We start from the raw sequence: 20,542 nt of genomic DNA, 5'->3' as shown, positions 1-20,542 counted from the left end.
GGCGTGCGCGAAAAACGATTCCACGAATCCGCGAGACGGCGATTTCTTTCGTAAAAAAAATTCGGTCGCGCTCGATAGACTGTTTCCAATGTGCTCCCGCTCGACATGACGCGAAAACGTCTCGGTAGAAAGTCGGACTCGTGGGGCACGCGGCAATCCAACACTCGGAGTGATTCCATGCATGACGGCGGTACGCAGTGGCGCGACGTGAAATCCGGCCTGGAGGCGGCGGCCGAATGTGCACTCGATCTTGCACGACGCGCAGGGGCCGACGGCGTTCGTGTGGAGGTCGATCATGTCGAATCGCGGGCAGCGACCGTGCGCAACCGGATGCCGACCGAACGGAGCCTTCGACTGTCATCATCGGTCTCGCTCGTGGTCTATCGCAATGGCCGACGCGGTGCGACGACCTCGTCCGATTTGTCTCCCGACGGCCTCGCCGGTGCGGTGGCGGCCGCCATCGACATCGCGTCGGTCACGGACGTCGATGCCGCCGCCGGCCTGGCCCCGGCAGACTTGCTCGCCAGGGACTTCATCGATCTGGACTTGTATCATCCGCTCGATCTGTCGCTTGATGAGATGCTCGACGACGCCCGTCGCGCGGAAGAGGCCGCGTTCTCCACGAGCCCGGCCATCGTGACGACCAACGGCGCCAGCGTCAGGACTTCCGCGGGATTGTCGCTGCTCGCGACCAGCGAGGGGTTTGGTCACGGCGTGCCGTGGTCCACGCATTTCGTGTCGTGCATGCCTGTCGCGGCAGGCACTGGCGAGAAACAGATGGGATTCTGGAGCGATGGCGCGCGCGCTTATGCCGATCTGGACGCACCCGCACGGATCGGAACGTTGGCCGCGACACGTGCGCTCGCGCTGCTGGGCAGCACGCAGATTGAAACGCAGCGTTGCCCCGTGTTGTTCGAGCCGCTGGCCGCGATGTCGCTGCTCGGCGAGTTCGTCAACGCGGCATCCGGCGATGCGCTTTATCGGACGGGCTCGTACCTGACCCACCGTCTCGGTACTCGCATCTTTGCCGATCACATTCAGGTGGACGAAGATCCGTTCGTGCCGAGAGGCATGGCGAGCCGATGCTTCGACGCCGACGGCGTGGCCGCGTCCCGGCGATCGGTTGTCGAGGCAGGCATGTTGCGCGGCTATTTTCTTGGCTTGTACGCGGCCCGGCGTCTCGGCATGGCGCCGACCGGCAACGGTTGGGGCCCGCACAACCTCGAAGTGCGCAGTGCGAAAACCGCCAACACGGACGGGCTCGACGCGATGCTGGAAAGGCTGGATCGCGGCTTGTTCGTCACCGAGATGGCGGGCGGCGGTGTGAATCGGCTGACGGGGGATTTCTCGCGTGCCGCGAAAGGGTTCTGGGTGGAGAACGGCCAGATCCGTTTCCCGGTCACCGGCATCACGATCGCGTCGAATCTGAATGCGATGTTTTCCGGCCTGCTCGCCGTGGGGGCCGACACCGTGACCAGGGGCAGCTTCCGCACGGGTTCGTGGCTGATCGATGAAATGAGAATCGGCGGCAACTAACGCGTGCGATGCGCGCGGCCATCCTTTCCTGTCACATACCGGTACGACACCATGCTGGACACGAACGAAACCCTGACTGACACCTGTGCCCCCTCGCTCCACGACATGCGCCGCGCGGCGTATGCAGGGTTGCTCGACAAACACGGCATCGACGAAACGCATTTGTTCGCCGCGCTGAACAGCGCGCTCGGGCAGTCCGGCGACTTCGCCGACATCTATCTGAAGGAGTCGATCGCCGAATCGTGGTCGCTAGAAGGCGGCGCGGTGCGGGGCGGCGCGTGGCTATGCGATTCGGGATTCGGCATTCGCGTGCTGAATGGCGAGGAGACGACGTTCGCGAGTTCGCAAAGGATCGGAGCGGACGCGTTGCGCACGATCGCGCGGCAGATTCGTTCGGGACCGGAGGTTTTTTCCCACGCAACGCCTCGCGGCGAGCCACCCGGTTCCGCGGCGGCGCGATCGATCTATCTTCCGCGCGCCTCGCTCGGCGCGATCGGCGCTGAGCGCAAACTCGCGCTGCTCAAGCGCGTGGACGAACTGGCGCGTTCGAAGGATCCGCGCGTGGTCGAGGTCAACGCGATGCTCGCCGCGACGCACGAGACGGTGTGGATCGCGCGCTGCGACGGGCTCAGTGTCGGCGACGTGAGACCCATGCTGCGGTTGGCGATCAACGTTCGCGTCAAATCGGGCGACCGCGTCGAAAGCGCGAGCGGGGGAATCGGCGGTCGCTACGAAATCGCTTCGTGGTCGGACGACGACCTCCGCACGCTGGTATGCGACCGCGTCGAAGCCGCGCTGACGAAACTGGATGCACGGCCCGCGCCGGCGGGAAAAATGACCGTCGTCGTCGGGCCCGGCTGGAACGGCGTGCTGTTGCACGAAGCCGTAGGCCATGGTCTCGAGGCCGACGGCATACGGCGCAAGACCTCGGTGTTCGCGGGCCGCATCGGCGAGCGCGTGGCGGCGCGTAACGTCACCATCGTCGACGACGGCACGCTCGAAGGCCGCCGTGGCTCGCTCAATGTCGACGACGAGGGTTGTCCGACGCAACGCACGGTGTTGATCGAGGACGGCGTGTTGCGCGGCTGCATGCAGGACTCGCTCAACGCGCGCCTGATGAACATGCGGCCGACGGGCAACGGCCGCCGCGAGGGCTATGCGGTGTTGCCGATGCCCCGCATGACCAACACGTTCATGCTCAACGGCGATCGCGAGCACGACGAGATCATTGCGTCGGTAAAGCGCGGGATCTATGTGGCGGGGCTCGAGGGCGGGCAGGTCGACATCACGAGCGGGCAGTTCGTGTTCGAGGCGTCGGAAGCATTCCTGATCGAAAACGGCAGGCTCTGCGCGCCCGTGAAAGGCGCGACGATCACCGGCAACGGGCTCGAAACGATCCAGAAAATCAGCATGGTCGGCAACAACCTCGAACTCGACACGGGCCGCGCCGTGTGCGGCAAGGCCGGCCAGTCGGTGCCGGTGAGCGTGGGGCAGCCTACCGTTCGCGTGGACGACATGACGGTGGGCGGAACGGCGTGATGAATGCGTGCGGACCTTTGGCGAGCCGACGATGAGAGGGTGGGCGCAGCGTCTCGACCAGTCGAGAATCCGGTCGCGGGCGGACAAGACGGAACGCCTGCCTTTGCCGAAGGCCATTCGCGATGCGCTTTCACTGGAGTATCACCTTCAGCTCGAAGCGCTGCGCGCCGGGGCCGGCTCGCTGACCGCGCTGCGCATCCTGCTGCGCGTGGCGATGGCCGCCGCGATGTTGCGCGAGCTCGGCTACGGCGGGCAACACCTGCATGCGGCCGACGAATACGAGCGCATCGCCGGTCATGCATATGAATCGGGAGAGGAAGGTCGCTACGGATTCGATCCGGCCGCCTTTCGCGCCTTCGCGGCGCTCGTGACGGATCATGACTCGCAACTCGAGACAGCGCCCGTCCGGGTGATCGACGTCGTCGCACGGCAACTGGAGCGACCCGGCGCGGCGCAGTGAAAGCGGCACGTTCGCGACAACGAACGGCACGCGAGGCTGTCAGCCGGCAGTCGAGCGTCGACGCGGGTGCCGCCGGCTCATGTCATCAGATAGCACTGCGTCAAGGCCTGCGCGATATATTTGCGCACCATGCTCACCGACACGCCGAGCCGCTCGGCGATTTCAGCGTGCGTGAGGCCGTCGATCTGACTCATCACGAAAGCGCTTTTCGCATTGGGTGACAGGCCGTTCAACGCCTGATCCACGAGCAAGAGCGCCTGCGTCACTTCCGCCATGCTTTCCGCCGACGGCGTGACGGCTTCTTCCCGATGGGCGAGCGTCTCCAGATACGCGCGTTCCAGGTCGCGGCGGCGCCACATCTCGTAGGTGAGGCGCTGGGCGATGACCGTGAGAAAGGCCCGCGCATCGCGCACCGCTGTCAGGTCCTGCATACCGGCAAGTTCCGCGAACGACGACGACGCGAGATCTTCCGCATCGGCAGGCGAGCCGACGCGCCTTTGCAGTTTCGACTTCAGCCATGCATAGCTCGCGCGGAATTCACTCGTCAGCCATGCCGCGCGCGAGCGCGTGCGTTCGTCGTCGACATCGCATCTCGTGGGGGAGCCACTGATCGGTGAACTGTAATTCATATGAAACGGATTCCTGGACCCGTGGCGTCAAGGCACGCAAGCGTGCACGAAAACGGCACATGAAGAAGCGCACTTTATTTGCGCCGCCACGCCGCTGGAAGTGACAACGCCTCTGCGCAGCGCCCAGGCTTGAGTATGCCATTACAAAAACCGCTGGACTCAAAGTGGTTTGAAACCAACGCAATATTTTGCGCCGTCGTTTCGCTGCCGCAGGACCGCGCCGTCATCGATCGATAAGTCTGATGAATACGCGAACGATACGGACACCGCATCATCGACGGAACCAAGGAATCATGGAATCGTTATGAGGTCACGCTCGGAACGAGCGCGGGGAATTCGCGGCATCCTTTCGGTTGGAGACCGCTTCTGAGCCGCATCGACGTGGACCTGGCACATGCGTGTTTCAATCCGCGCCCGAGCGTGACGTGACGATCGCCGTCGAGCTTTGGCGGCGTATGGTCCGACCGCGGACGTTCCGTTATCGACAACGGCGCGTATCGACACGCGAATGACGGGCTGCGATTACACGAAACTATGGGACGGGCCAAACCTGTATTGGCCTTCGGGGCAACGCCAGCCCGGTGTCAGCATGAGCAGGCCCCAAGCGCCAATTGCCGCGCGACCGGCTTCATCCCGCATCGTCAATGCGATCCGTCGTGCCTGATCCCTGCCGCGTCGAGCTGCCGAAGTTTCGCGTACAGCGTCGTGCGTGAAATGCCGAGTTGCCGCGCGGCCGCCGACACATTGCCGTCGTGCTCGTCGAGCGCGCGCCGGATCGCGTCGAGTGACTGTTCGTGCAGGCTCGCCTGCGGGCCGGCGGCCGACCCGACGTTGCACACGTCGGCAGCGTCTTCGAGCACATCGGCGTGACGCGCCCTCGTCGCCCGGTCGAGCGGCGCACGCACGGTGCGCACCCATACGTGGCTACCATCGTCGCGCGCGATCCGCTGCGGCGTGCGTGCCGGTGTCAGCAACCGGCGCTGCTGCGCGGGCGTCGCGCCCGGAAATAGTTGCCGGAGATCGACCGGCGCCGCCGGCCCGGCGGGCGCGAGGTCGAGCATCTGGCGGGCCAGGCGGCTCACCGCGCGCACGCGGCCCGCTTCGTCGAGCGCGATGACGCCGGCGAGCGGCGTGCCGAGCCAGCGCGGATCGAATTGCACCTGCAGCAGATGGCAGTCGCGCAGCATCGCATAGAGCCGCTGTTCGGCGGCGAGCGACGCGTGCCGGAACGGCTCGCGCAGTTGCGCGACGTTGCGCCTGCCGATGCCGGTGATATCGAGCGCGCCGATCACTTCGCCGTCGAAGCCGACCAGCGGCACCGCGAGACAGAACACCCGCGACAACTCGTGGAGATAATGCTGCGCGCCCGCGACGATGGCTTCGCTACCGTCGTGAATCACGCAGCTCGGCGCGGTCGTGCCGATGTTCGGCTCGACGATCCTGCGCCCGGCGACGATCGGCGTCAGCAGCGCGTCGTCGCATTGCGGGCTGCGCCGCGCATGGACGATCGTGCCGTGCGGATTGACGCACATGATCGTCCATTCGGTGCCGCCGAATGCGGCCCACAGCGGCTCGATTTCCTGCGCGACGCAGCGATGGAGCCGCCGATCCGCGCGCGATTCGTCGCGCTCGCGCTGCATTTCATAGCGGGCGGTTTGCCACGGCCGGAGCCCGGCGTCGCGCGAGCGCAGCCACGAGCGCGCGACGCTGGCCGGCAACGCCGTTTCCGGCAGCGGCTCGCCCGCGGCGAAGCGGGCGCGGAGCCGGTCGAGGTCAACCGGCCGTGCAGGGGATTCAGGGGCCATGTTCACGCTGCGCTCCATTCAAGGTCGATATCCGTGCCAGACGTGTCGGCCTGGCGTGTCGCGCGAATGCGTAATATAGCCCGGTGCCTGATGCCGGGTATTTTCCCGAGAAGAGGCGCCGCCGCGTGCTGCCGGCGGCGCCTGTTGCGCTCAGTGCGGCAACCGCAGGATCGGCTTGAGCGTGATCCCCTTGCTGCTGTCTTCCGCCGCCTGGTTGATCTGGTCGAGCGGATAGAACTTCACCAGCCGGTCGAACGGAAACCGCCCTTGCAGATACAGCTGCACGAGCTGCGGAATGAACGTCTGCGGCACGCTGTCGCCTTCGACGATGCCGCGAATCGTGTGACCGCCGAGCAGCAGGCTGTTCACGTCGAATTCGGCTTTCGTACCCAGCTTCGGCGCGCCGACCACGCCCATCGTGCCGCGCGAGCCGAGCGCGTCGATTCCTTGCGACAGCACCGCCGGCAGCCCGGTCGATTCGAGCGCGTAGTCGACGCCGCCGCCGGTGATCTCGCGGATCGCGTCGGCCACGTCGACTTCCCGGCTGTTGATCGCGTGCGTCGCACCGAGCTCGAGCGCCAGCGCGAGCCGCGACGGCACGATGTCGACGGCGATGATCGTCGTCGCGCCGGCGATGCGCGCGGCCATCACCGCGCTCATGCCGACGGCGCCGGCGCCGAAGCTCGCGAAGCTGCTGCCCGGGCGCACCGCGAGCGAGTTGATCACCGCGCCCGCGCCGGTCTGGATCCCGCAGCCGAGCGGGCCGAGCAGTTCGAGCGGCGCGTCCTTCGGCACCTTGATCGCGTTGTTCTCGCGGGCGAGCGCATAGCTCGCGAACGACGACTGCGCGAAGAAATGATCGTGCAGCGGTTGTCCGGCTTCGTCGCGGATGGCCGTCTGCCCGTCCGTGTCGGCGCCGCCGAAATTCAGCGCGAAGAACTGCCGGCAATACGCGCCGTGGCCGCCGACGCACGACGCGCAGTGGCCGCACGCGCCGTAGGTGAGCACGACGTGGTCGCCCGCGGCGAGCGTCTTCACGTTCGGGCCGACCGCCTCGACCACGCCGGCGCCTTCGTGACCGAGCACGGCGGGCAGCGGCACCGGGTAGTACTGGTCGCGTACGATCAGGTCGGTATGGCACAGGCCGGTCGCGACGACGCGCACGAGCACCTCGTCGCCGCGCGGCGCGCGAATGCGGGCCGCCTCGATCGAGAAGGGTGCGCCGGCGGCGCGCGCGACGGCCGCGGTGACGGCGCGCGTATCGTTTTCGGTGTACATGTCGGTCTCCTCGTCAAATCGGATACAGCGGCGCTTCGCCCTTGATCGTCAGCCACTGCCACTGCGTGAATTCCTCCCAGTTTGCCGCACCGCCGATGCTCGTGCCGTTGCCCGATGCGCCGACGCCGCCGAACGGATTGATCACTTCGTCGTTGACCGTCTGGTCGTTGATGTGCAGCAGCCCGGTGTTCAACCGCTCGCCGATCCTCAGCGCGCGGCCGACGTCGGCCGACAGGATCGCCATCGACAGTCCGTATTCGGTTTGATTGGCGAGCGCGATCGCGTCTTCGTCGGTATCGAACGGCACGACGATCGCGACCGGCCCGAAAATCTCCTCGTCGAATGCCGGATTGCCCGGCGCGACGCCGCTCAGCACGGTCGGCTCGAAGAACAGGCCACGATGATTGCCGCCCGTCTCGACCCGTGCGCCCGCACGGCGCGCCGCGTCGACCACGCTCGCCGCATGGTCGCGTTGCGCGGCGTTGATCAGCGGGCCGAGGCCGACGTCGCCGCTGGCCGGATCGCCGACGCGCAGGCTTCGCGCCTTCTCGACGAGCTTCGCGACGAAGCGGTCGTGAATCGCGCGCTGCACGAGCACGCGGCCGGTCGCCATGCAGATCTGGCCTTGATGCAGATACGCGCCCCATGCGGTGTTGGCGACCGCGCGGTCGAGGTCGGCATCGTCGAGCACGATCAGCGAATTCTTGCCGCCGAGTTCGAGCGATACCTTCTTCAGGTGGCGGCCCGCCGCTTCGCCGACCTTGCGCCCGGCCGCGGTGGAGCCGGTGAACTGGATCATCGCGACGTGCGGATCGGCGACCAGCGCCGCGCCGGCCGCGCCATCGCCGGGCAGTACGTGCAGCACGCCCTCGGGCAGGCCGGCGAGCTCGAACACGCGGGCGATCGCGACGCCGCCGCACACGGCGGTACGTGGATCGGGCTTCAGCACGACCGCGTTGCCGAGCGCGAGCGCCGGCGCGACCGCGCGTATCGCGAGATACAACGGGAAATTGAACGGCGAGATCACGCCGATCACGCCGCGCGGACGGCGGCGCGCGAGCGACAGCCGGCCGGCCGCCGACGGCAGTACTTCGCCGGCCGCGCGCGACGGCAGCCCGGCTGCTTCGTGCAGCGCCTTGATCGTGACCGACGTTTCGAACGCTGCCTTTGCGCGGGTCGAGCCGCTTTCGCGCACGAGCCAGTCGACGATCGAATCGAAGTGCGTTTCGGCGATGGCCGCCGCGCGGCGCAGGACGGCCGCGCGCTCGTCGTAGGGCAGGGCGAACCAGGCGGGCTGGGTGCGGTGTGCGGTAGCCGATGCTTCGGCGATGGCTGCGGCGTCGGCGACGCCGATGCGGCCGAGCGCGTTGCCGGTTGCCGGTTCGATTACGTCGGCGGCGTGCGGGCTGGCGTGCCAGTTTCCATTGAAGGTCTTGCCGCGCCAGATGTCGGTGTCGAACAGTGCGGGGGTGTTGCTATCCATTTGCGCTCCTGGGGAAATTCGGATCGGCCGGATCGGGCGTGGGTTGGCGTCGATCGGCATGCGCGCGAGGGTAGGCAAGCGCGGGGAAGCGGGGCTATCCGGATTTCTTCCCACGCGTGGGAGGCGCGTGGATCGGGACGCGTTTGCGATTCCGTGTGCGGAAATTGAACAGTTGTCGGGCCATTGCGCTCGCGCAATGGCCTCCCCGTCAGTCGTCCACGGATCATCCATCGGTTGCCCGGGGCGAACATCATCTGCAACTGCTGCGGGTTCGTCATCAAGCCGCGACAACGCACCGCTAGATGCCGCCGTGCGCGGCGATGAACATGGCGACGGCCGACCGGCAATAGGACTCGATTTCGTTGTCGTTCCGTGCGCTCGCCTCGTCGAAGCGCGCGACAAGCAGCAGATCGCATCCTTTGAAGAGCGCGCCAAACAAGCGGGCGGACCGGTGAGCATCGGGTACGTTCAGCATCGCTTTCGCGTGCAACTGACGCAACACGGCCTCGATTTGGGCAATGACATGGGCGGGCCCCGCTTCGTAATGGAGCTTGCTCAACGATCTTTGATTCGTCTTGTCGGCCAAAACCATGGCTTCGACGCTGCGGACGTCCGGGCTCAACAGCGTGCGAAGCAGCGATGATCCTACCGCCATGAGCTGATCTTCAGCCGAACCGGCGATGCCTTCGGTCAGGGTCTGCGGCGCAAACTGCTGGCAGTGGGCCGCCATGGCCGCGCTGAACAGCGCCTCCTTGCTCTCGAAGTGTCGATAGATGCTGAGCTTGGATATCTTCGCGCGCTGGGCGACCTTGTCCATGGTCGTCGCTTGAAAACCCAATTCCACGAAGAGTTCGCAGGCGGCGTCGACGATCGTCTGGCGAAGCGCGTCGTTGGCGGGCCGGCCGCGGCGGCCCTGGTTGTTTTCGGTCACGATCATTTCAGTACTTGACAGTATTCAAATCCGTGCATTAGGATACCATTCAGTATCATAAATATGCAAGCCAAGGGTCGGTTTCAACCGGTCGTCCGAATCAGTTTCCCCGGCCGCCCGGCGATATCGAGCGGCATTGTCCGGCCGTTCAACACGGTGACGGCGACTGTCGCGTCGTTGCCGAAGCCCTGCTCGCAGCCCGTCTGGAGCGCGTATCGCTGGACGATATGGCGCACCAAGCCCAGCCCCTCCCACCAGGACACGGAGCCCATCACCATGAATGACGTTATCATCATCGGCGGCAGCTTTGCCGGCCTTGCCGCCGCGCTGCAGTTCGGCCGTGCCCGCCGCGAGGTCACCGTGCTCGATACCGGCCGCCCGCGCAATCGCTTTGCCGGTCACTCGCATGGCCTGCTCGGCCACGATCACAAGCCGCCGCTCGACATCCTGGTCGAGGCGCGGCAGCAGCTGTCGCGCTATCCGACGATCAAGCTGGTCAATGCCCGGGCGGAGAGCGTGTCTGGCGCGATCGACGATTTCTGCGTCGTCACCGACGATCACGAAAGCTTGAGGGCGCGCCGCCTGATCCTGAGCTATGGCGTCGCCGACCAGATGCCTGAGGTTCCGGGCTTTGCCGAAAGCTGGGGCACGTCCATCGTGCCATGCCCCTATTGCGACGGCTTTGAAGTCGCCGGCCAGCATTGGGGCCTCGTCTGGTCCGGACCGCAGTCGTACCAGTCTGCCAGGCTGTTCCGCGACTGGACTGACGCGTTGACGATCTTCACTGACGGTCATGACATCGCGCCCGATATCCGGGCCGATCTGGCGCGCCGCAACCTGTCTGTCGTCGATGGCCGGATCGTCGAGATCGCGCACCAGAACGGCCATATCGCCACCGTCAATCTCGACACGTGCCGCAACGTCGCGGTCGACGTCCTGTTCGCCCAACCGCGCAACAAGCCGTCCGCCAGCCTGCACGAATCACTGGGCCTCGCCACGGTCGATACGCCTACCGGCATCGTTCTCGCGGTCGACGAGCGCCGCCAAACCAGCATGCCCGGCATCTACGCCGCCGGCGACCTCGCCACGCCGTTCTTGCCCTCGGTCACCCAGGCATCATCGCAGGGCGCGATGGCGGGTATCTTCGCCCAGCAGTCGATGGTGGTTTGAGCGCACGGATTCCTGCTCTCGTTGCGTCGTCGCGTTCGAACAGGTCGACATGGATCGACGCGGCGAAAGGCGGATCGTCGGGTCAAGGAGAATGACATGGCAAAGCAAAGTGCTGATCAGGCGGGTGACTGGAATGGTCAAAGCGGCGAGCGCTGGGTCGCCAACCAGGCTCGGCTCGACGCTCTGGTGGCGGTGTTCGGGCAGGCCGCGATCGAAGCCGCCGCGCCCGCGACGGGTGAGCGCGTGCTGGACATCGGCTGCGGCGCGGGCGCGTCGAGTCTGGCGCTGGCTGCTCGCGTCGGCGCGGCGGGCCACGTGCTGGGCGTGGACATATCCGAACCGCTGATCGATCGAGCGCGCGCGCTTGCGCGCCACGATACGCCGGCCCTGTTTCAGGTGTCCGACGCCAGCAGCGCAGCGCTGCCCGAAGGCGCGTTCGACATTCTGTTCTCGCGTTTCGGCGTGATGTTTTTCCCCGATCCGACAGCGGCGTTCGCCCATATGCGACGCGCGCTCCGGCCGGGTGGCCGGGTCGCTTTCGTCTGCTGGCGCGGGGCGGCCGAGAACGATTGGATGCGACTGCCGGTGGGCGCGCTCAAGGACATCGTCCCGCCGAGTGCGCTGCCCGATCCCGACGCGCCCGGCCCGTTTTCGTTCGGCGACCGGGAGCACCTGGCGCGCATCCTGACGGCGGCCGGTTTCGCCGAGATCGTTATCTCGCCCTTCGACGCCGCCGTCCCATTCGGCGAGGGCGAAACGCGGGACGCCGCGATCGCCGACGCAGTGAGGATGACGCTCGAGGTCGGCCCGCTGTCGCGTGCGCTCGCTGGTCAACCCGACGACATCCGCGCCCGTGCCTCCGCCGCCGTTCATGCCGCCTTCGCGAGCCTCCCCGGCGAGGGAGCGGTATTGATCAACGGCGCTGCCTGGGTCGTCACGGCACGAAATCCGGCAGGCTGACAGGGATTAACAGGCGAGACGCGGCCGCTTGGTCGCGCCGGGCGTCGTTGGCCGCTCAGATGGATGTCCGTTCCGAGCGCTGAACGAGCGCTCGCCTTGCGACAGGCAGATGGCCGGTTGCGAAGCAGAGCCGACGCCTGAGCGGCCTGCCGGCGGCGCATGCGACCGGCAGTTCGTGGCCGATTTTCGCCGACGTGATCAGGCTGAATCGCTACAATTGCCCCATCTGTCCCCTTCGACGGCATCGAATTCGAGACATGCTGACTTCCTATTTCTGGAGCGGCGACGCCATTCGCAGTCGACGCGTCAGTGACATCGTTCTATCAGGCACGGTCGACGTGCCGGTTCCTTCCGCACGGCTGCTCGCAGATTGGGAAAGAGAGACATCGTCGCGGCTCGTCCTGGAGCCGGGGGACGTCGAGGCAATGCCGTTGGCGCGAACGCAAGCGCGCTGGCCGGACTACAAGCGCTGCGTGCAGGCCATGTCCGACTGGACGGGCGCACTCGGACTGCCCAACGTGCTTGCCGCCAGTGACGTGGCCCTCATGGCCTGTCGTGGCGCGAGGTACCACCATGACGGCGCGCAATATGGCGGTGCGGCCTTCTGCAATCTCTTCCTGAGCGAGGACCGAGGGCTGGACTTGCATTTTCCCGCTACCGGCCATCGCATTCCGCTGACCCGGGGGACCGCTGTGATATTCGATACGGGCCAGCCTCATGGCGTCATTCAGCGCGGCAGTCGCGAATTTAATGCGGTCGACTTCGCGCCAGGCCGCGATTGCATCCAGATATTCCTGACCTGGGAGCTTCCCATCGAAGACGTCCATGTCGGGCAAGCGCTTGACGTCGTCTTCGACACTGCCCGTTCGACCTCGCTGCACCTGGATGAGGAACAAGTCTGGTCGAACGGCGCACCCGCCGCCGTGTGCCCGGCATCCGGTCGCTGGTATCGGCCCGGCGGCCGGTCGCACATACGACCGCTTGCCGACGCCTCATCGATGTCTTAGGGAGCATGTTTGCGTCAATGAGTGCAAGCGTGACGGCCTTCCGGTCGTTCGCCGAAACCGACGCCGACGCCGACACCGAAGCCGACGGCCCGACGGCGGCCCACCGTTTTTTTCCCTCAGGAAAACCCTGATCGACTCGGCAGGCCGCCGGTTTTCAGCTCGTTTTCCCGCTGCCGCAAGCCGCCTCGGCAGACCCCCGCCCAAACGATCCCCCGACCCCGCACAACCCGCTCCATCAACCCTCCCAGCCCGTCTGTCTACCCAAACAGGTATGGCGCACCGCAATATTTCGCATTCATGGGGCGATTTCAATACCAATTAGGTATCGAAAATCCCGCCCAAAAGTATTGGACGCCCGATTTCCCCGCCGCGTATAAATCCGTTCCATGAACAGCCCCCACGCAGCGTGTCCCATGTCCTCCCCCACCATCGAACGCATCGAAACCCGTCTCGTCGACTTGCCGACGATCCGCCCGCACAAGTTGTCGGTGGCCACGATGCACGGCCAGACGCTGATGCTCGTGAAGGTGTTCTGCAGCGACGGCGTGACCGGTATCGGCGAAGGCACGACGATCGCCGGCATGGCCTACGGTCCGGAAAGCCCGGAAGCGATGAAGCTCGCGATCGATGCTTACCTCGCACCGGCGATCATCGGCCGTGACGCGACGCGCGTTCAGACGCTGATGGCGTTCGTCGGCAAGCTCGCGAAGGTCAACCATTTCGCGAAGAGCGCGCTCGAAACCGCGCTGCTCGACGCGCACGGCAAGCGGCTCGGCGTGCCGGTCAGCGAACTGCTCGGCGGGCGTCGCCGTGATCGCCTGCCGGTCGCGTGGACGCTCGCGTCGGGCGACACGGCCACCGACATCGCCGAAGCCGAACGGATGCTCGACCTGCGCCGCCACAACGTATTCAAGCTGAAAATCGGCGCGAAAGCGCCGGAAACGGATATCCGCCACGTGGCCGAGATCAAGCACGCGGTCGGCGATCGCGCATCGGTGCGCGTCGACGTGAACATGGCGTGGAGCGAAACGCAGGCCGCGCGCGCGATTCCGGCGCTGGCCGATGCGGGCTGCGAACTGGTCGAGCAGCCGGTCGCGTCGGCCGCGGCGCTGACGCGCCTGATGCGCCGTTTCCCCGTCGCGCTGATGGCCGATGAAATCCTGCAGGGCCCCGACAGCGCATTCGACATCGCGAAGCAGCACGGCGCGGACGTGTTCGCGATCAAGATCGAACAGAGCGGCGGCCTCTTCGCCGCGCAGCGCGTGGCCGCGATCGCGGACGCGGCCGGCATCGAGCTGTACGGCGGCACGATGCTCGAAGGCGCGTTCGGCACGGTGGCGTCCGCGCACCTGTTCGCGAGCGTCGCGAACCTGCAGTGGGGCACCGAACTGTTCGGGCCGCTGCTGATCACCGAAGAAATCCTGACGCAGCCGCTGGACTACAGCGACTTCGAACTGACCGTGCCGGACGGCCCCGGTCTCGGCATCGTGCTCGACGAGGACAAGGTCAGGCGTTTCACCCGCGACGGGCTGACGAAAGTCGCGCGGTAAGTCGAGTCAGGCAAAGACCGTCATCCCCCCAAATACACGTGGAGACAGCATCATGAGCGTCAAAGTTTTCGATACCCGCGAAGTGCAGGACCTGCTGAAGGCCGCGTCGAACGCGGGCGGGCGCGGCGCCGGCGGCGACGCACGCACGCAGCAGATCGTGCTGCGCCTGCTCGGCGACCTGTTCAAGGCGATCGACGATCTCGACATCACGCCCGACGAAGTGTGGGCCGGCGTGAACTATCTGAACAAGCTTGGTCAGGATGGCGAAGCGGCGCTGCTCGCGGCCGGCCTCGGTCTCGAGAAGTATCTCGACATCCGGATGGATGCCGAGGACGAGGCGATCGGCCTCGACGGCGGCACGCCGCGCACGATCGAGGGGCCGCTGTACGTGGCGGGCGCCCCGGTGCGCGACGGCGTCGCGAAGATCGACCTCGACGCGGACGACGGCGCGGGCCCGCTCGTGATCCACGGCACGGTGAAGGATCTCGACGGCAAGCCTATCGCCGGCGCGCTGGTCGAATGCTGGCATGCGAATTCGCACGGCTTCTATTCGCACTTCGACCCGACCGGCAAGCAGAGCGACTTCAACCTGCGCGGTGCGGTGAAGACGGGCGCCGACGGCCAATACGAATTCCGCACGCTGATGCCGGTCGGCTACGGCTGCCCGCCGCAGGGCGCGACGCAGCAACTGCTGAACCGTCTCGGCCGACACGGCAACCGCCCGGCGCACGTGCACTTCTTCGTGACGAGCGATGACCATCGAAAGCTGACCACGCAGTTCAACATCGACGGCGATCCGCTGATCTGGGACGACTTCGCGTATGCGACGCGCGAGGAGCTGATTCCGCCCGTGACCGACAAGACCGGCGGCACGGCGCTCGGCATGAAGACCGATGCGTACCAGGACATCGAATTCAACTTCGTGCTGACGCCGCGCGTACAGGGCAAGGACAACCAGATCGTCGACCGCCTGCGCGCCTCAGCCACGGCATAACCCGTCCGGCAGCACGGTGGCGCGCGTGCGTGCGTCGCCGCTGCCGGCCGGTCCCCCGAGATTCAACCGATATCGATGCGAGCGTGCTTGCAGGACGCGGCACGCGCATGGAAGGAGCCATCATGTCCGTCACGATCGACGCTACCAACGAACTGGATCACCTGCTGGAAACCGCCGTGCAGGATGACAAGGCGGCCGGCATTTTCCGCTGCCGTCGCGACATCTTCACGAACGCGGAGCTGTACGAACTCGAGATGAAGCACATCTTCGAGGGCAACTGGGTGTACCTGGCGCACGAAAGCCAGATTCCGGACAACAACGACTACTACACGACGTGGATCGGCCGCCAGCCGATCGTCATCACGCGCGACAAGGGCGGCGAGCTGCATGCGGTGATCAACGCGTGTGCGCACAAGGGCGCGATGCTGTGCCGCCGCAAGCACGGCAACAAGGGCAGCTTCACGTGCCCGTTCCACGGCTGGACCTTCTCGAACACCGGCAAGCTGCTGAAGGTGAAGGACGAGAAGACGACCGAGTATCCGGTGCAGTTCAACACGCACGGTTCGCACGACCTGAAGAAGGTCGCGCGCTTCGCGAACTATCGCGGCTTCCTGTTCGGCAGCCTCAACGCCGACGTGCTGCCGCTCGAGGACTACCTCGGCGAAGCGCGCGTGATCATCGACCAGATCGTCGACCAGGCGCCGAACGGGCTCGAAGTGCTGCGCGGCAACTCGTCCTACATCTACGAAGGCAACTGGAAGATGCAGATGGAAAACGGCTGCGACGGCTACCACGTCAGCACCGTGCACTGGAACTATGCGGCGACGATGAGCCGCCGCAAGGAGGACGGCACCAAGGCGGTCGATGCGAACAGCTGGAGCAAGTCGGTCGCGGGCGTGTACGGCTTCGACCACGGCCACATCCTGCTGTGGACCCAGACGATGAACCCGGAAGTGCGGCCCGTGTACCAGCACCGCGACGAGATCCGTGCGCGCGTCGGCGACGTTCAGGCCGATTTCATCGTGAACCAGACGCGCAACCTGTGCGTGTATCCGAACGTGTTCCTGATGGACCAGTTCAGCACGCAGATCCGCGTGGTGCGGCCGCTCGGCGTCGACAAAACCGAAGTCACGATCTTCTGCTTCGCGCCAAAGGGCGAGAGCGAAGCCGATCGCACGACGCGGATTCGCCAGTACGAGGATTTCTTCAACGTGAGCGGCATGGGCACGGCCGACGATCTCGAGGAGTTTCGTGCGTGCCAGGCCGGCTATGCGGGCATCACGGCGATGTGGAACGACCTGTCGCGCGGCGCGCCGCTGTGGATCGACGGGCCGGACGAGAACGCGAAAAAGATGGGGCTGAACCCGCGCATTTCGGGCGAGCGCAGCGAGGACGAAGGACTGTTCGTGTGTCAGCACGAACACTGGGTGAACGTGATGCGCGATGCGCTGAAGAAGGAACGCGGGGAGGTGGCGGCATGAGCTTCGATTACCGGACGATTTGCGCGGCGCTGTATCGCGAGGCGCGCCTGCTCGACGATCGCGAGTGGGACGCGTGGCTGACCTGCTACACGGAGGACGTCACGTACTGGATGCCGGCGTGGGACGACGACGATCGGCCGACCGACGATCCGCAGCGCCAGATCTCGCTGATGTACTACGCGGACCGCGGCGGCCTCGAGGATCGCGTGTTCCGGATCAAGACCGAGCGCAGCGGCGCATCGACGCCCGAGCCGCGCACCAGCCACAACGTGACGAACGTCGAGGTGCTGGCCGAACGCGACGACGAGGTCGACGTGCGCTACAACTTCCACACGCTGAACCACCGTTATCGCGTGACCGATCACTTCTTCGGCACGATGTTCGTCACGTTGCGCCGGGCGGGCGACGCACTGCTGATTTCGCACAAGAAGATCGTGCTGAAAAACGACTACATCCGGCAGGTGCTCGACGTGTATCACGTCTGACGCCCGTTGTTTTGCCATGAAAGGAAGTGGAGGTGACGCGATGTCCAGCTACAAGATTGCATTGAATTTCGAGGACGGGGTAACCCGCTTCATCGACTGCAAGGCCGGCGAGAAGGTGCTCGACGCAGCCTTCCGCGCGAAGATCAACCTGCCGATGGATTGCTCCGACGGCGTGTGCGGCACCTGCAAGTGCCGTGCGGAAAGCGGGCACTACGACCTCGGCGACGATTACATCGACGATGCGCTCACCGAGGACGAAAAGGACGGCGGCCTCGTGCTGACGTGCCAGATGGTGCCGCACAGCGATTGCGTGATCGCGGTGCCGACGTCGTCGGTCGCGTGCAAGACCGGGCAAAGCAGCGTTGTCGCGACGGTCACGAAGGTCGAGCAGCACAATGATGCGGCCGTCGTGCTCGAACTCGACGTCGGCGCGAATGCGCCGGCGTTCCTGCCGGGCCAGTACGTGAACATCGGTGTGCCGGGCAGCGGCCAGCATCGGTCGTATTCGTTCTCGTCCGCGCCGGGCGACGCAAAGGTCGGATTCCTGATCAAGAAGATTCCCGGCGGCGTAATGAGCACGTGGCTTGCATCCGCGCGGCCCGGCGACACGCTCGAACTGCACGGGCCGCTCGGCAGCTTCTATCTGCGCGACGTGCAGCGGCCGCTGTTGTTCCTCGCCGGCGGCACGGGCCTCGCGCCGTTCCTGTCGATGCTCGACGTGCTCGCGCGCAGCGGGTCGCAGCAGAAGGTGCACCTGATCTACGGCGTCACGCGCGATCTCGATCTCGTGCTGGTCGACGCGATCGAAGCGCTGGCGGCGAAGCTGCCGAACTTCAGCTTCGCGACGGTCGTTGCCGATTCGGCGTCGAACCACGCACGCAAGGGCTGGGTCACGCAGCACATCCCGGCCGACGCGCTGAACGACGGCGACGTCGACGTGTATCTGTGCGGGCCGCCGCCGATGGTCGATGCGGTGCGCCAGTATTTCGACGATGCAGGCGTGAAGCCGAACAGCTTCCACTACGAGAAGTTCACCCCCAACGTCACGGCAAAGGCGGCATGACCATGCAACGATTCTCCGGCAAGGTCGTCGTCGTCACCGGCGCGGCGCAGGGCATCGGCCGCGGTGTCGCGCTGCGCGCGGCGGCCGAGGGCGGCAAGGTGCTGTTCGTCGATCGCGCGGATTTCGTCGCCGACGTGGCGGCCGAAGCGACCGGTGGCGAGACGGCCGGCTTCGTCGCCGATCTCGAAACGTACGAAGGCGCGCATGCGGCGATCGCGTATGCGGTGCAGACGTTCGGCGGCATCGACATCCTGATCAACGGCGTCGGTGGCGCGATCCGGATGCGGCCGTTCGCGGAGTTCGAGCCGGCGCAGATCGACGCGGAAATCCGCCGCTCGCTGATGCCGACGCTCTATGCGTGTCACGCCGTGCTGCCGCACCTGATCGCGCGCGGCGGCGGCACGATCGTCAACATCTCGTCGAATGCGACGCGCGGCATTCGCCGCGTGCCGTATTCGGCGGCGAAGGGCGGCGTGAACGCGCTGACGTCGGCGCTCGCGATGGAATATGCGGAACACGACATCCGCGTCGTCGCCACCGCGCCGGGCGGCACCAGCGCGCCGCCGCGCCGCGTGCCGCGCAATGCGGCCGGCGACACCGAGCAGGAACAGGCGTGGATGGGCGAGGCCGTACGGCAGGTGACCGAATCGACGTACTTCAAGCGCTACGGCAGCCTCGACGAGCAGATCGCGCCGATCCTGTTCCTCGCGTCGGACGAGGCGAGCTACATCACCGGGACGGTGCTGCCGGTCGCGGGTGGGGATACGGGTTGAGGGGCACGCGTGACGATTTGCTGTGCTTCACAGTGCACGCGCTGCTGCCGTGCGCACGACAACGATCACGTAACCGGTCGGCGCGGCAAACCCGGCCATGGAGACACTCATGAGCAAACGCGAAGCGATCATCCCGGCCGGCTTGGAGGCCGTGTACGAAAAAATCGGCTATGCGCCGGGAGTGAGGGTCGGCGATACGCTTTACATATCCGGCCAGATCGGCCGCGACGCCGCGATGCAGCGGGTCGAGGATCGCGAAGCGCAGATCGTGCAGGCGTTCGAGAATCTGAAGCACGTGCTGGAGGCGGCCGGTGCTTCGTTCGACGACGTCGTGGACCTCACGACGTTCCACACCGACATGCGCGACCTGCCGCTGTTCATGCAGGTGCGCGACCGCTATTTCCATGCGCATCCGCGGCCGGCATGGACGGCCGTCGGCGCGCACATGCTCGGCGGCGCGCCCGGTTATATCGTCGAGATCAAGGCGGTGGCGGTGCTGCGGCGGTGATCGACGGGTATCGTTGCGAGGGAACCGTCCTTGCGGCCCCCTTGAGACGATAAGGCGCTTGCATCGATCGTCCCGTCACCCGAGCCGGAATTTCTTGCGCAGGCTCGAATCGACCGGGCCGGCCGGCATGAAGCGCCGCAGCGTACGCAGAAGCGACGCCTCGCCGCTCGGCGCGCGTCGCATGCGCCACGCGCCGAGCGCGGCCTCGACAATGGTGCTCGCCACCCCGTCGGGCTCGGGCGCAGCTTTCACGTTGTCGACGACCGCGCGCGCCGCAAGCGTCCGTTCGCGGTCGTAGTCGGCGATCTTCGCGCTCGCGCGCGGCGCATTGACGTCGAGGCTGGTCCGCGTAAACGACGGTTCGACCAGCGTCGCGCGAATGCCGAACTGGCGCAGCTCGTGATCGAGTGTTTCGGTCAATCCCTCGACCGCATGCTTGGACGCCGCATAGAGGCCCATGTACGGCGCGGGCAGGAACCCGAGCACCGAACTGACGTTGACGATGCGTCCGCCGCGCCGTGCGCGCATGTGCGGCAACACCGCCTGCACCGTGCGCAGGATGCTGAACACGTTGGTGTCGAACAGCGCCGCCGCTTCGACCACCGACGTTTCCTCCACCGCGCCGATCAGGCTCGTGCCCGCATTGTTGACGAGCACGTCGATACGCGCGGCGCGCTCGACGATCGTACGGATTCCGGATTGAACGGACGCATCGTCGCGCACGTCCATCTCGATCAACTCGACGCCGGCGACGGGTGCGGTTCGGGCAATGCTGCGCACGGTACCGAACACCCGGCACCCGCGTCTGGCGAACTGCTCTGCGGTGGTGCGCCCGATGCCCGAAGACACGCCCGTCACGACGACAACGGTAGGGTTCGACATGACTGTTT

General features: G+C 66.1%; 20 protein-coding genes. 13 read left to right on the top strand and 7 right to left on the bottom strand.

What is annotated here, in order from left to right:
* Positions 1-177 precede the first annotated feature (177 nt).
* From J8I35_RS03010 to J8I35_RS03000, 3 genes are all read left to right on the top strand, one after another.
* Complete coding sequence (locus J8I35_RS03010; protein WP_209924424.1) at positions 178-1,536, top strand: metallopeptidase TldD-related protein; 1,359 nt, start codon at positions 178-180, stop codon at positions 1,534-1,536.
* 51 nt (positions 1,537-1,587) lie between these two features.
* A complete protein-coding gene (gene tldD, locus J8I35_RS03005) occupies positions 1,588-3,075 on the top strand; it encodes a metalloprotease TldD (protein ID WP_209924423.1) in 1,488 nt (495 codons plus the stop codon).
* A 103-nt stretch (positions 3,076-3,178) separates the two neighbouring features.
* Entirely contained in the window at positions 3,179-3,535 is a 357-nt protein-coding gene (locus tag J8I35_RS03000; RefSeq protein WP_245170056.1) for a Fis family transcriptional regulator, read from the top strand.
* Positions 3,536-3,612: 77 nt separating this feature from the next.
* On the opposite strand, the gene J8I35_RS02995 is transcribed toward J8I35_RS03000, so the two are convergent.
* The 6 genes from J8I35_RS02995 to J8I35_RS02970 all read right to left on the bottom strand — a co-directional run bounded on the left by J8I35_RS02995 (position 3,613) and on the right by J8I35_RS02970 (position 9,939).
* Positions 3,613-4,164 (bottom strand): sigma-70 family RNA polymerase sigma factor, encoded by a 552-nt coding sequence (locus J8I35_RS02995; RefSeq protein WP_077179759.1) that lies wholly within the window; start codon positions 4,162-4,164, stop codon positions 3,613-3,615.
* A gap of 641 nt (positions 4,165-4,805) precedes the next feature.
* On the bottom strand, positions 4,806-5,969 hold the full coding sequence (locus tag J8I35_RS02990) for a helix-turn-helix domain-containing protein (RefSeq protein WP_245170082.1): 1,164 nt from the start codon (positions 5,967-5,969) through the stop codon (positions 4,806-4,808).
* Positions 5,970-6,119: 150 nt separating this feature from the next.
* A complete protein-coding gene (locus J8I35_RS02985) occupies positions 6,120-7,247 on the bottom strand; it encodes an NAD(P)-dependent alcohol dehydrogenase (protein WP_209924420.1) in 1,128 nt (375 codons plus the stop codon).
* A 13-nt stretch (positions 7,248-7,260) separates the two neighbouring features.
* Complete coding sequence (locus tag J8I35_RS02980; protein ID WP_209924419.1) at positions 7,261-8,730, bottom strand: benzaldehyde dehydrogenase; 1,470 nt, start codon at positions 8,728-8,730, stop codon at positions 7,261-7,263.
* Positions 8,731-9,028: 298 nt separating this feature from the next.
* Positions 9,029-9,661 carry a TetR/AcrR family transcriptional regulator gene (locus J8I35_RS02975; protein WP_209924504.1) on the bottom strand — a complete coding sequence of 211 codons (633 nt, stop codon included), beginning with the start codon at positions 9,659-9,661 and terminating at the stop codon, positions 9,029-9,031.
* 83 nt (positions 9,662-9,744) lie between these two features.
* Positions 9,745-9,939: a hypothetical protein gene (locus J8I35_RS02970; protein ID WP_209924418.1), complete on the bottom strand. Its 195-nt coding sequence runs from the start codon at positions 9,937-9,939 to the stop codon at positions 9,745-9,747.
* Between J8I35_RS02970 and J8I35_RS02965 the strand changes: the two genes are divergently transcribed.
* From J8I35_RS02965 to J8I35_RS02920, 10 genes are all read left to right on the top strand, one after another.
* Complete coding sequence (locus J8I35_RS02965; protein WP_209924417.1) at positions 9,938-10,831, top strand: NAD(P)/FAD-dependent oxidoreductase; 894 nt, start codon at positions 9,938-9,940, stop codon at positions 10,829-10,831. The two genes, J8I35_RS02970 and J8I35_RS02965, sit on opposite strands and share 2 nt — an antisense overlap.
* Positions 10,832-10,927: 96 nt before the next feature.
* Positions 10,928-11,791: a class I SAM-dependent methyltransferase gene (locus J8I35_RS02960; RefSeq protein ID WP_209924416.1), complete on the top strand. Its 864-nt coding sequence runs from the start codon at positions 10,928-10,930 to the stop codon at positions 11,789-11,791.
* A 257-nt stretch (positions 11,792-12,048) separates the two neighbouring features.
* Positions 12,049-12,798, top strand: coding sequence for a hypothetical protein (locus J8I35_RS02955; protein WP_050013946.1), 750 nt, complete (start codon positions 12,049-12,051; stop codon positions 12,796-12,798).
* A 413-nt stretch (positions 12,799-13,211) separates the two neighbouring features.
* Positions 13,212-14,348, top strand: a complete 1,137-nt coding sequence (locus J8I35_RS02950; protein ID WP_176016221.1) for a muconate/chloromuconate family cycloisomerase — start codon at positions 13,212-13,214, stop codon at positions 14,346-14,348.
* A gap of 52 nt (positions 14,349-14,400) precedes the next feature.
* Positions 14,401-15,342, top strand: a complete 942-nt coding sequence (catA, locus tag J8I35_RS02945) for a catechol 1,2-dioxygenase (protein ID WP_209924415.1) — start codon at positions 14,401-14,403, stop codon at positions 15,340-15,342.
* Between the two features lie 122 nt (positions 15,343-15,464).
* Positions 15,465-16,823: a Rieske 2Fe-2S domain-containing protein gene (locus tag J8I35_RS02940; protein ID WP_050013943.1), complete on the top strand. Its 1,359-nt coding sequence runs from the start codon at positions 15,465-15,467 to the stop codon at positions 16,821-16,823.
* Entirely contained in the window at positions 16,820-17,308 is a 489-nt protein-coding gene (benB, locus tag J8I35_RS02935; RefSeq protein WP_124593680.1) for a benzoate 1,2-dioxygenase small subunit, read from the top strand. Before J8I35_RS02940 ends, benB begins: the two co-directional genes overlap by 4 nt.
* A 40-nt stretch (positions 17,309-17,348) precedes the next feature.
* A complete protein-coding gene (benC, locus tag J8I35_RS02930) occupies positions 17,349-18,371 on the top strand; it encodes a benzoate 1,2-dioxygenase electron transfer component BenC (protein ID WP_209924414.1) in 1,023 nt (340 codons plus the stop codon).
* Positions 18,368-19,144, top strand: coding sequence for a benzoate diol dehydrogenase BenD (benD, locus tag J8I35_RS02925; RefSeq protein ID WP_124630987.1), 777 nt, complete (start codon positions 18,368-18,370; stop codon positions 19,142-19,144). Before benC ends, benD begins: the two co-directional genes overlap by 4 nt.
* Before the next feature lie 109 nt (positions 19,145-19,253).
* The gene (locus J8I35_RS02920; protein ID WP_209924413.1) at positions 19,254-19,652 is read left to right on the top strand and encodes a RidA family protein; all 399 of its coding nucleotides are present in this window, start codon (positions 19,254-19,256) and stop codon (positions 19,650-19,652) included.
* A gap of 75 nt (positions 19,653-19,727) precedes the next feature.
* On the opposite strand, the gene J8I35_RS02915 is transcribed toward J8I35_RS02920, so the two are convergent.
* Positions 19,728-20,534 (bottom strand): oxidoreductase, encoded by an 807-nt coding sequence (locus tag J8I35_RS02915; RefSeq protein ID WP_204384546.1) that lies wholly within the window; start codon positions 20,532-20,534, stop codon positions 19,728-19,730.
* Between the last annotated feature and the right edge of the window lie 8 nt (positions 20,535-20,542).

It is taken from the genome of Burkholderia sp. CpTa8-5 (genome assembly GCF_017815045.1).
GTDB classification, from domain to species: Bacteria; Pseudomonadota; Gammaproteobacteria; order Burkholderiales; family Burkholderiaceae; genus Burkholderia; species Burkholderia sola.
This window is presented reverse-complemented; position numbering and strand designations above follow the sequence as displayed.

Excerpts from the sequence above, each read along its gene's own strand:
- J8I35_RS03010 (WP_209924424.1), top strand. The coding sequence starts at position 178 with ATGCATGACGGCGGTACGCAGTGGCGCGACGTGAAATCCGGCCTGGAG.
- tldD (WP_209924423.1), top strand. The coding sequence starts at position 1,588 with ATGCTGGACACGAACGAAACCCTGACTGACACCTGTGCCCCCTCGCTC.
- J8I35_RS02995 (WP_077179759.1), bottom strand. The coding sequence starts at position 4,164 with ATGAATTACAGTTCACCGATCAGTGGCTCCCCCACGAGATGCGATGTC.
- J8I35_RS02990 (WP_245170082.1), bottom strand. The coding sequence starts at position 5,969 with ATGGCCCCTGAATCCCCTGCACGGCCGGTTGACCTCGACCGGCTCCGC.
- J8I35_RS02985 (WP_209924420.1), bottom strand. The coding sequence starts at position 7,247 with ATGTACACCGAAAACGATACGCGCGCCGTCACCGCGGCCGTCGCGCGC.
- J8I35_RS02980 (WP_209924419.1), bottom strand. The coding sequence starts at position 8,730 with ATGGATAGCAACACCCCCGCACTGTTCGACACCGACATCTGGCGCGGC.
- J8I35_RS02965 (WP_209924417.1), top strand. The coding sequence starts at position 9,938 with ATGAATGACGTTATCATCATCGGCGGCAGCTTTGCCGGCCTTGCCGCC.
- J8I35_RS02970 (WP_209924418.1), bottom strand. The coding sequence starts at position 9,939 with ATGGTGATGGGCTCCGTGTCCTGGTGGGAGGGGCTGGGCTTGGTGCGC.
- J8I35_RS02960 (WP_209924416.1), top strand. The coding sequence starts at position 10,928 with ATGGCAAAGCAAAGTGCTGATCAGGCGGGTGACTGGAATGGTCAAAGC.
- J8I35_RS02955 (WP_050013946.1), top strand. The coding sequence starts at position 12,049 with ATGCTGACTTCCTATTTCTGGAGCGGCGACGCCATTCGCAGTCGACGC.
- J8I35_RS02950 (WP_176016221.1), top strand. The coding sequence starts at position 13,212 with ATGTCCTCCCCCACCATCGAACGCATCGAAACCCGTCTCGTCGACTTG.
- catA (WP_209924415.1), top strand. The coding sequence starts at position 14,401 with ATGAGCGTCAAAGTTTTCGATACCCGCGAAGTGCAGGACCTGCTGAAG.
- J8I35_RS02940 (WP_050013943.1), top strand. The coding sequence starts at position 15,465 with ATGTCCGTCACGATCGACGCTACCAACGAACTGGATCACCTGCTGGAA.
- benB (WP_124593680.1), top strand. The coding sequence starts at position 16,820 with ATGAGCTTCGATTACCGGACGATTTGCGCGGCGCTGTATCGCGAGGCG.
- benC (WP_209924414.1), top strand. The coding sequence starts at position 17,349 with ATGTCCAGCTACAAGATTGCATTGAATTTCGAGGACGGGGTAACCCGC.
- benD (WP_124630987.1), top strand. The coding sequence starts at position 18,368 with ATGACCATGCAACGATTCTCCGGCAAGGTCGTCGTCGTCACCGGCGCG.
- J8I35_RS02920 (WP_209924413.1), top strand. The coding sequence starts at position 19,254 with ATGAGCAAACGCGAAGCGATCATCCCGGCCGGCTTGGAGGCCGTGTAC.
- J8I35_RS02915 (WP_204384546.1), bottom strand. The coding sequence starts at position 20,534 with ATGTCGAACCCTACCGTTGTCGTCGTGACGGGCGTGTCTTCGGGCATC.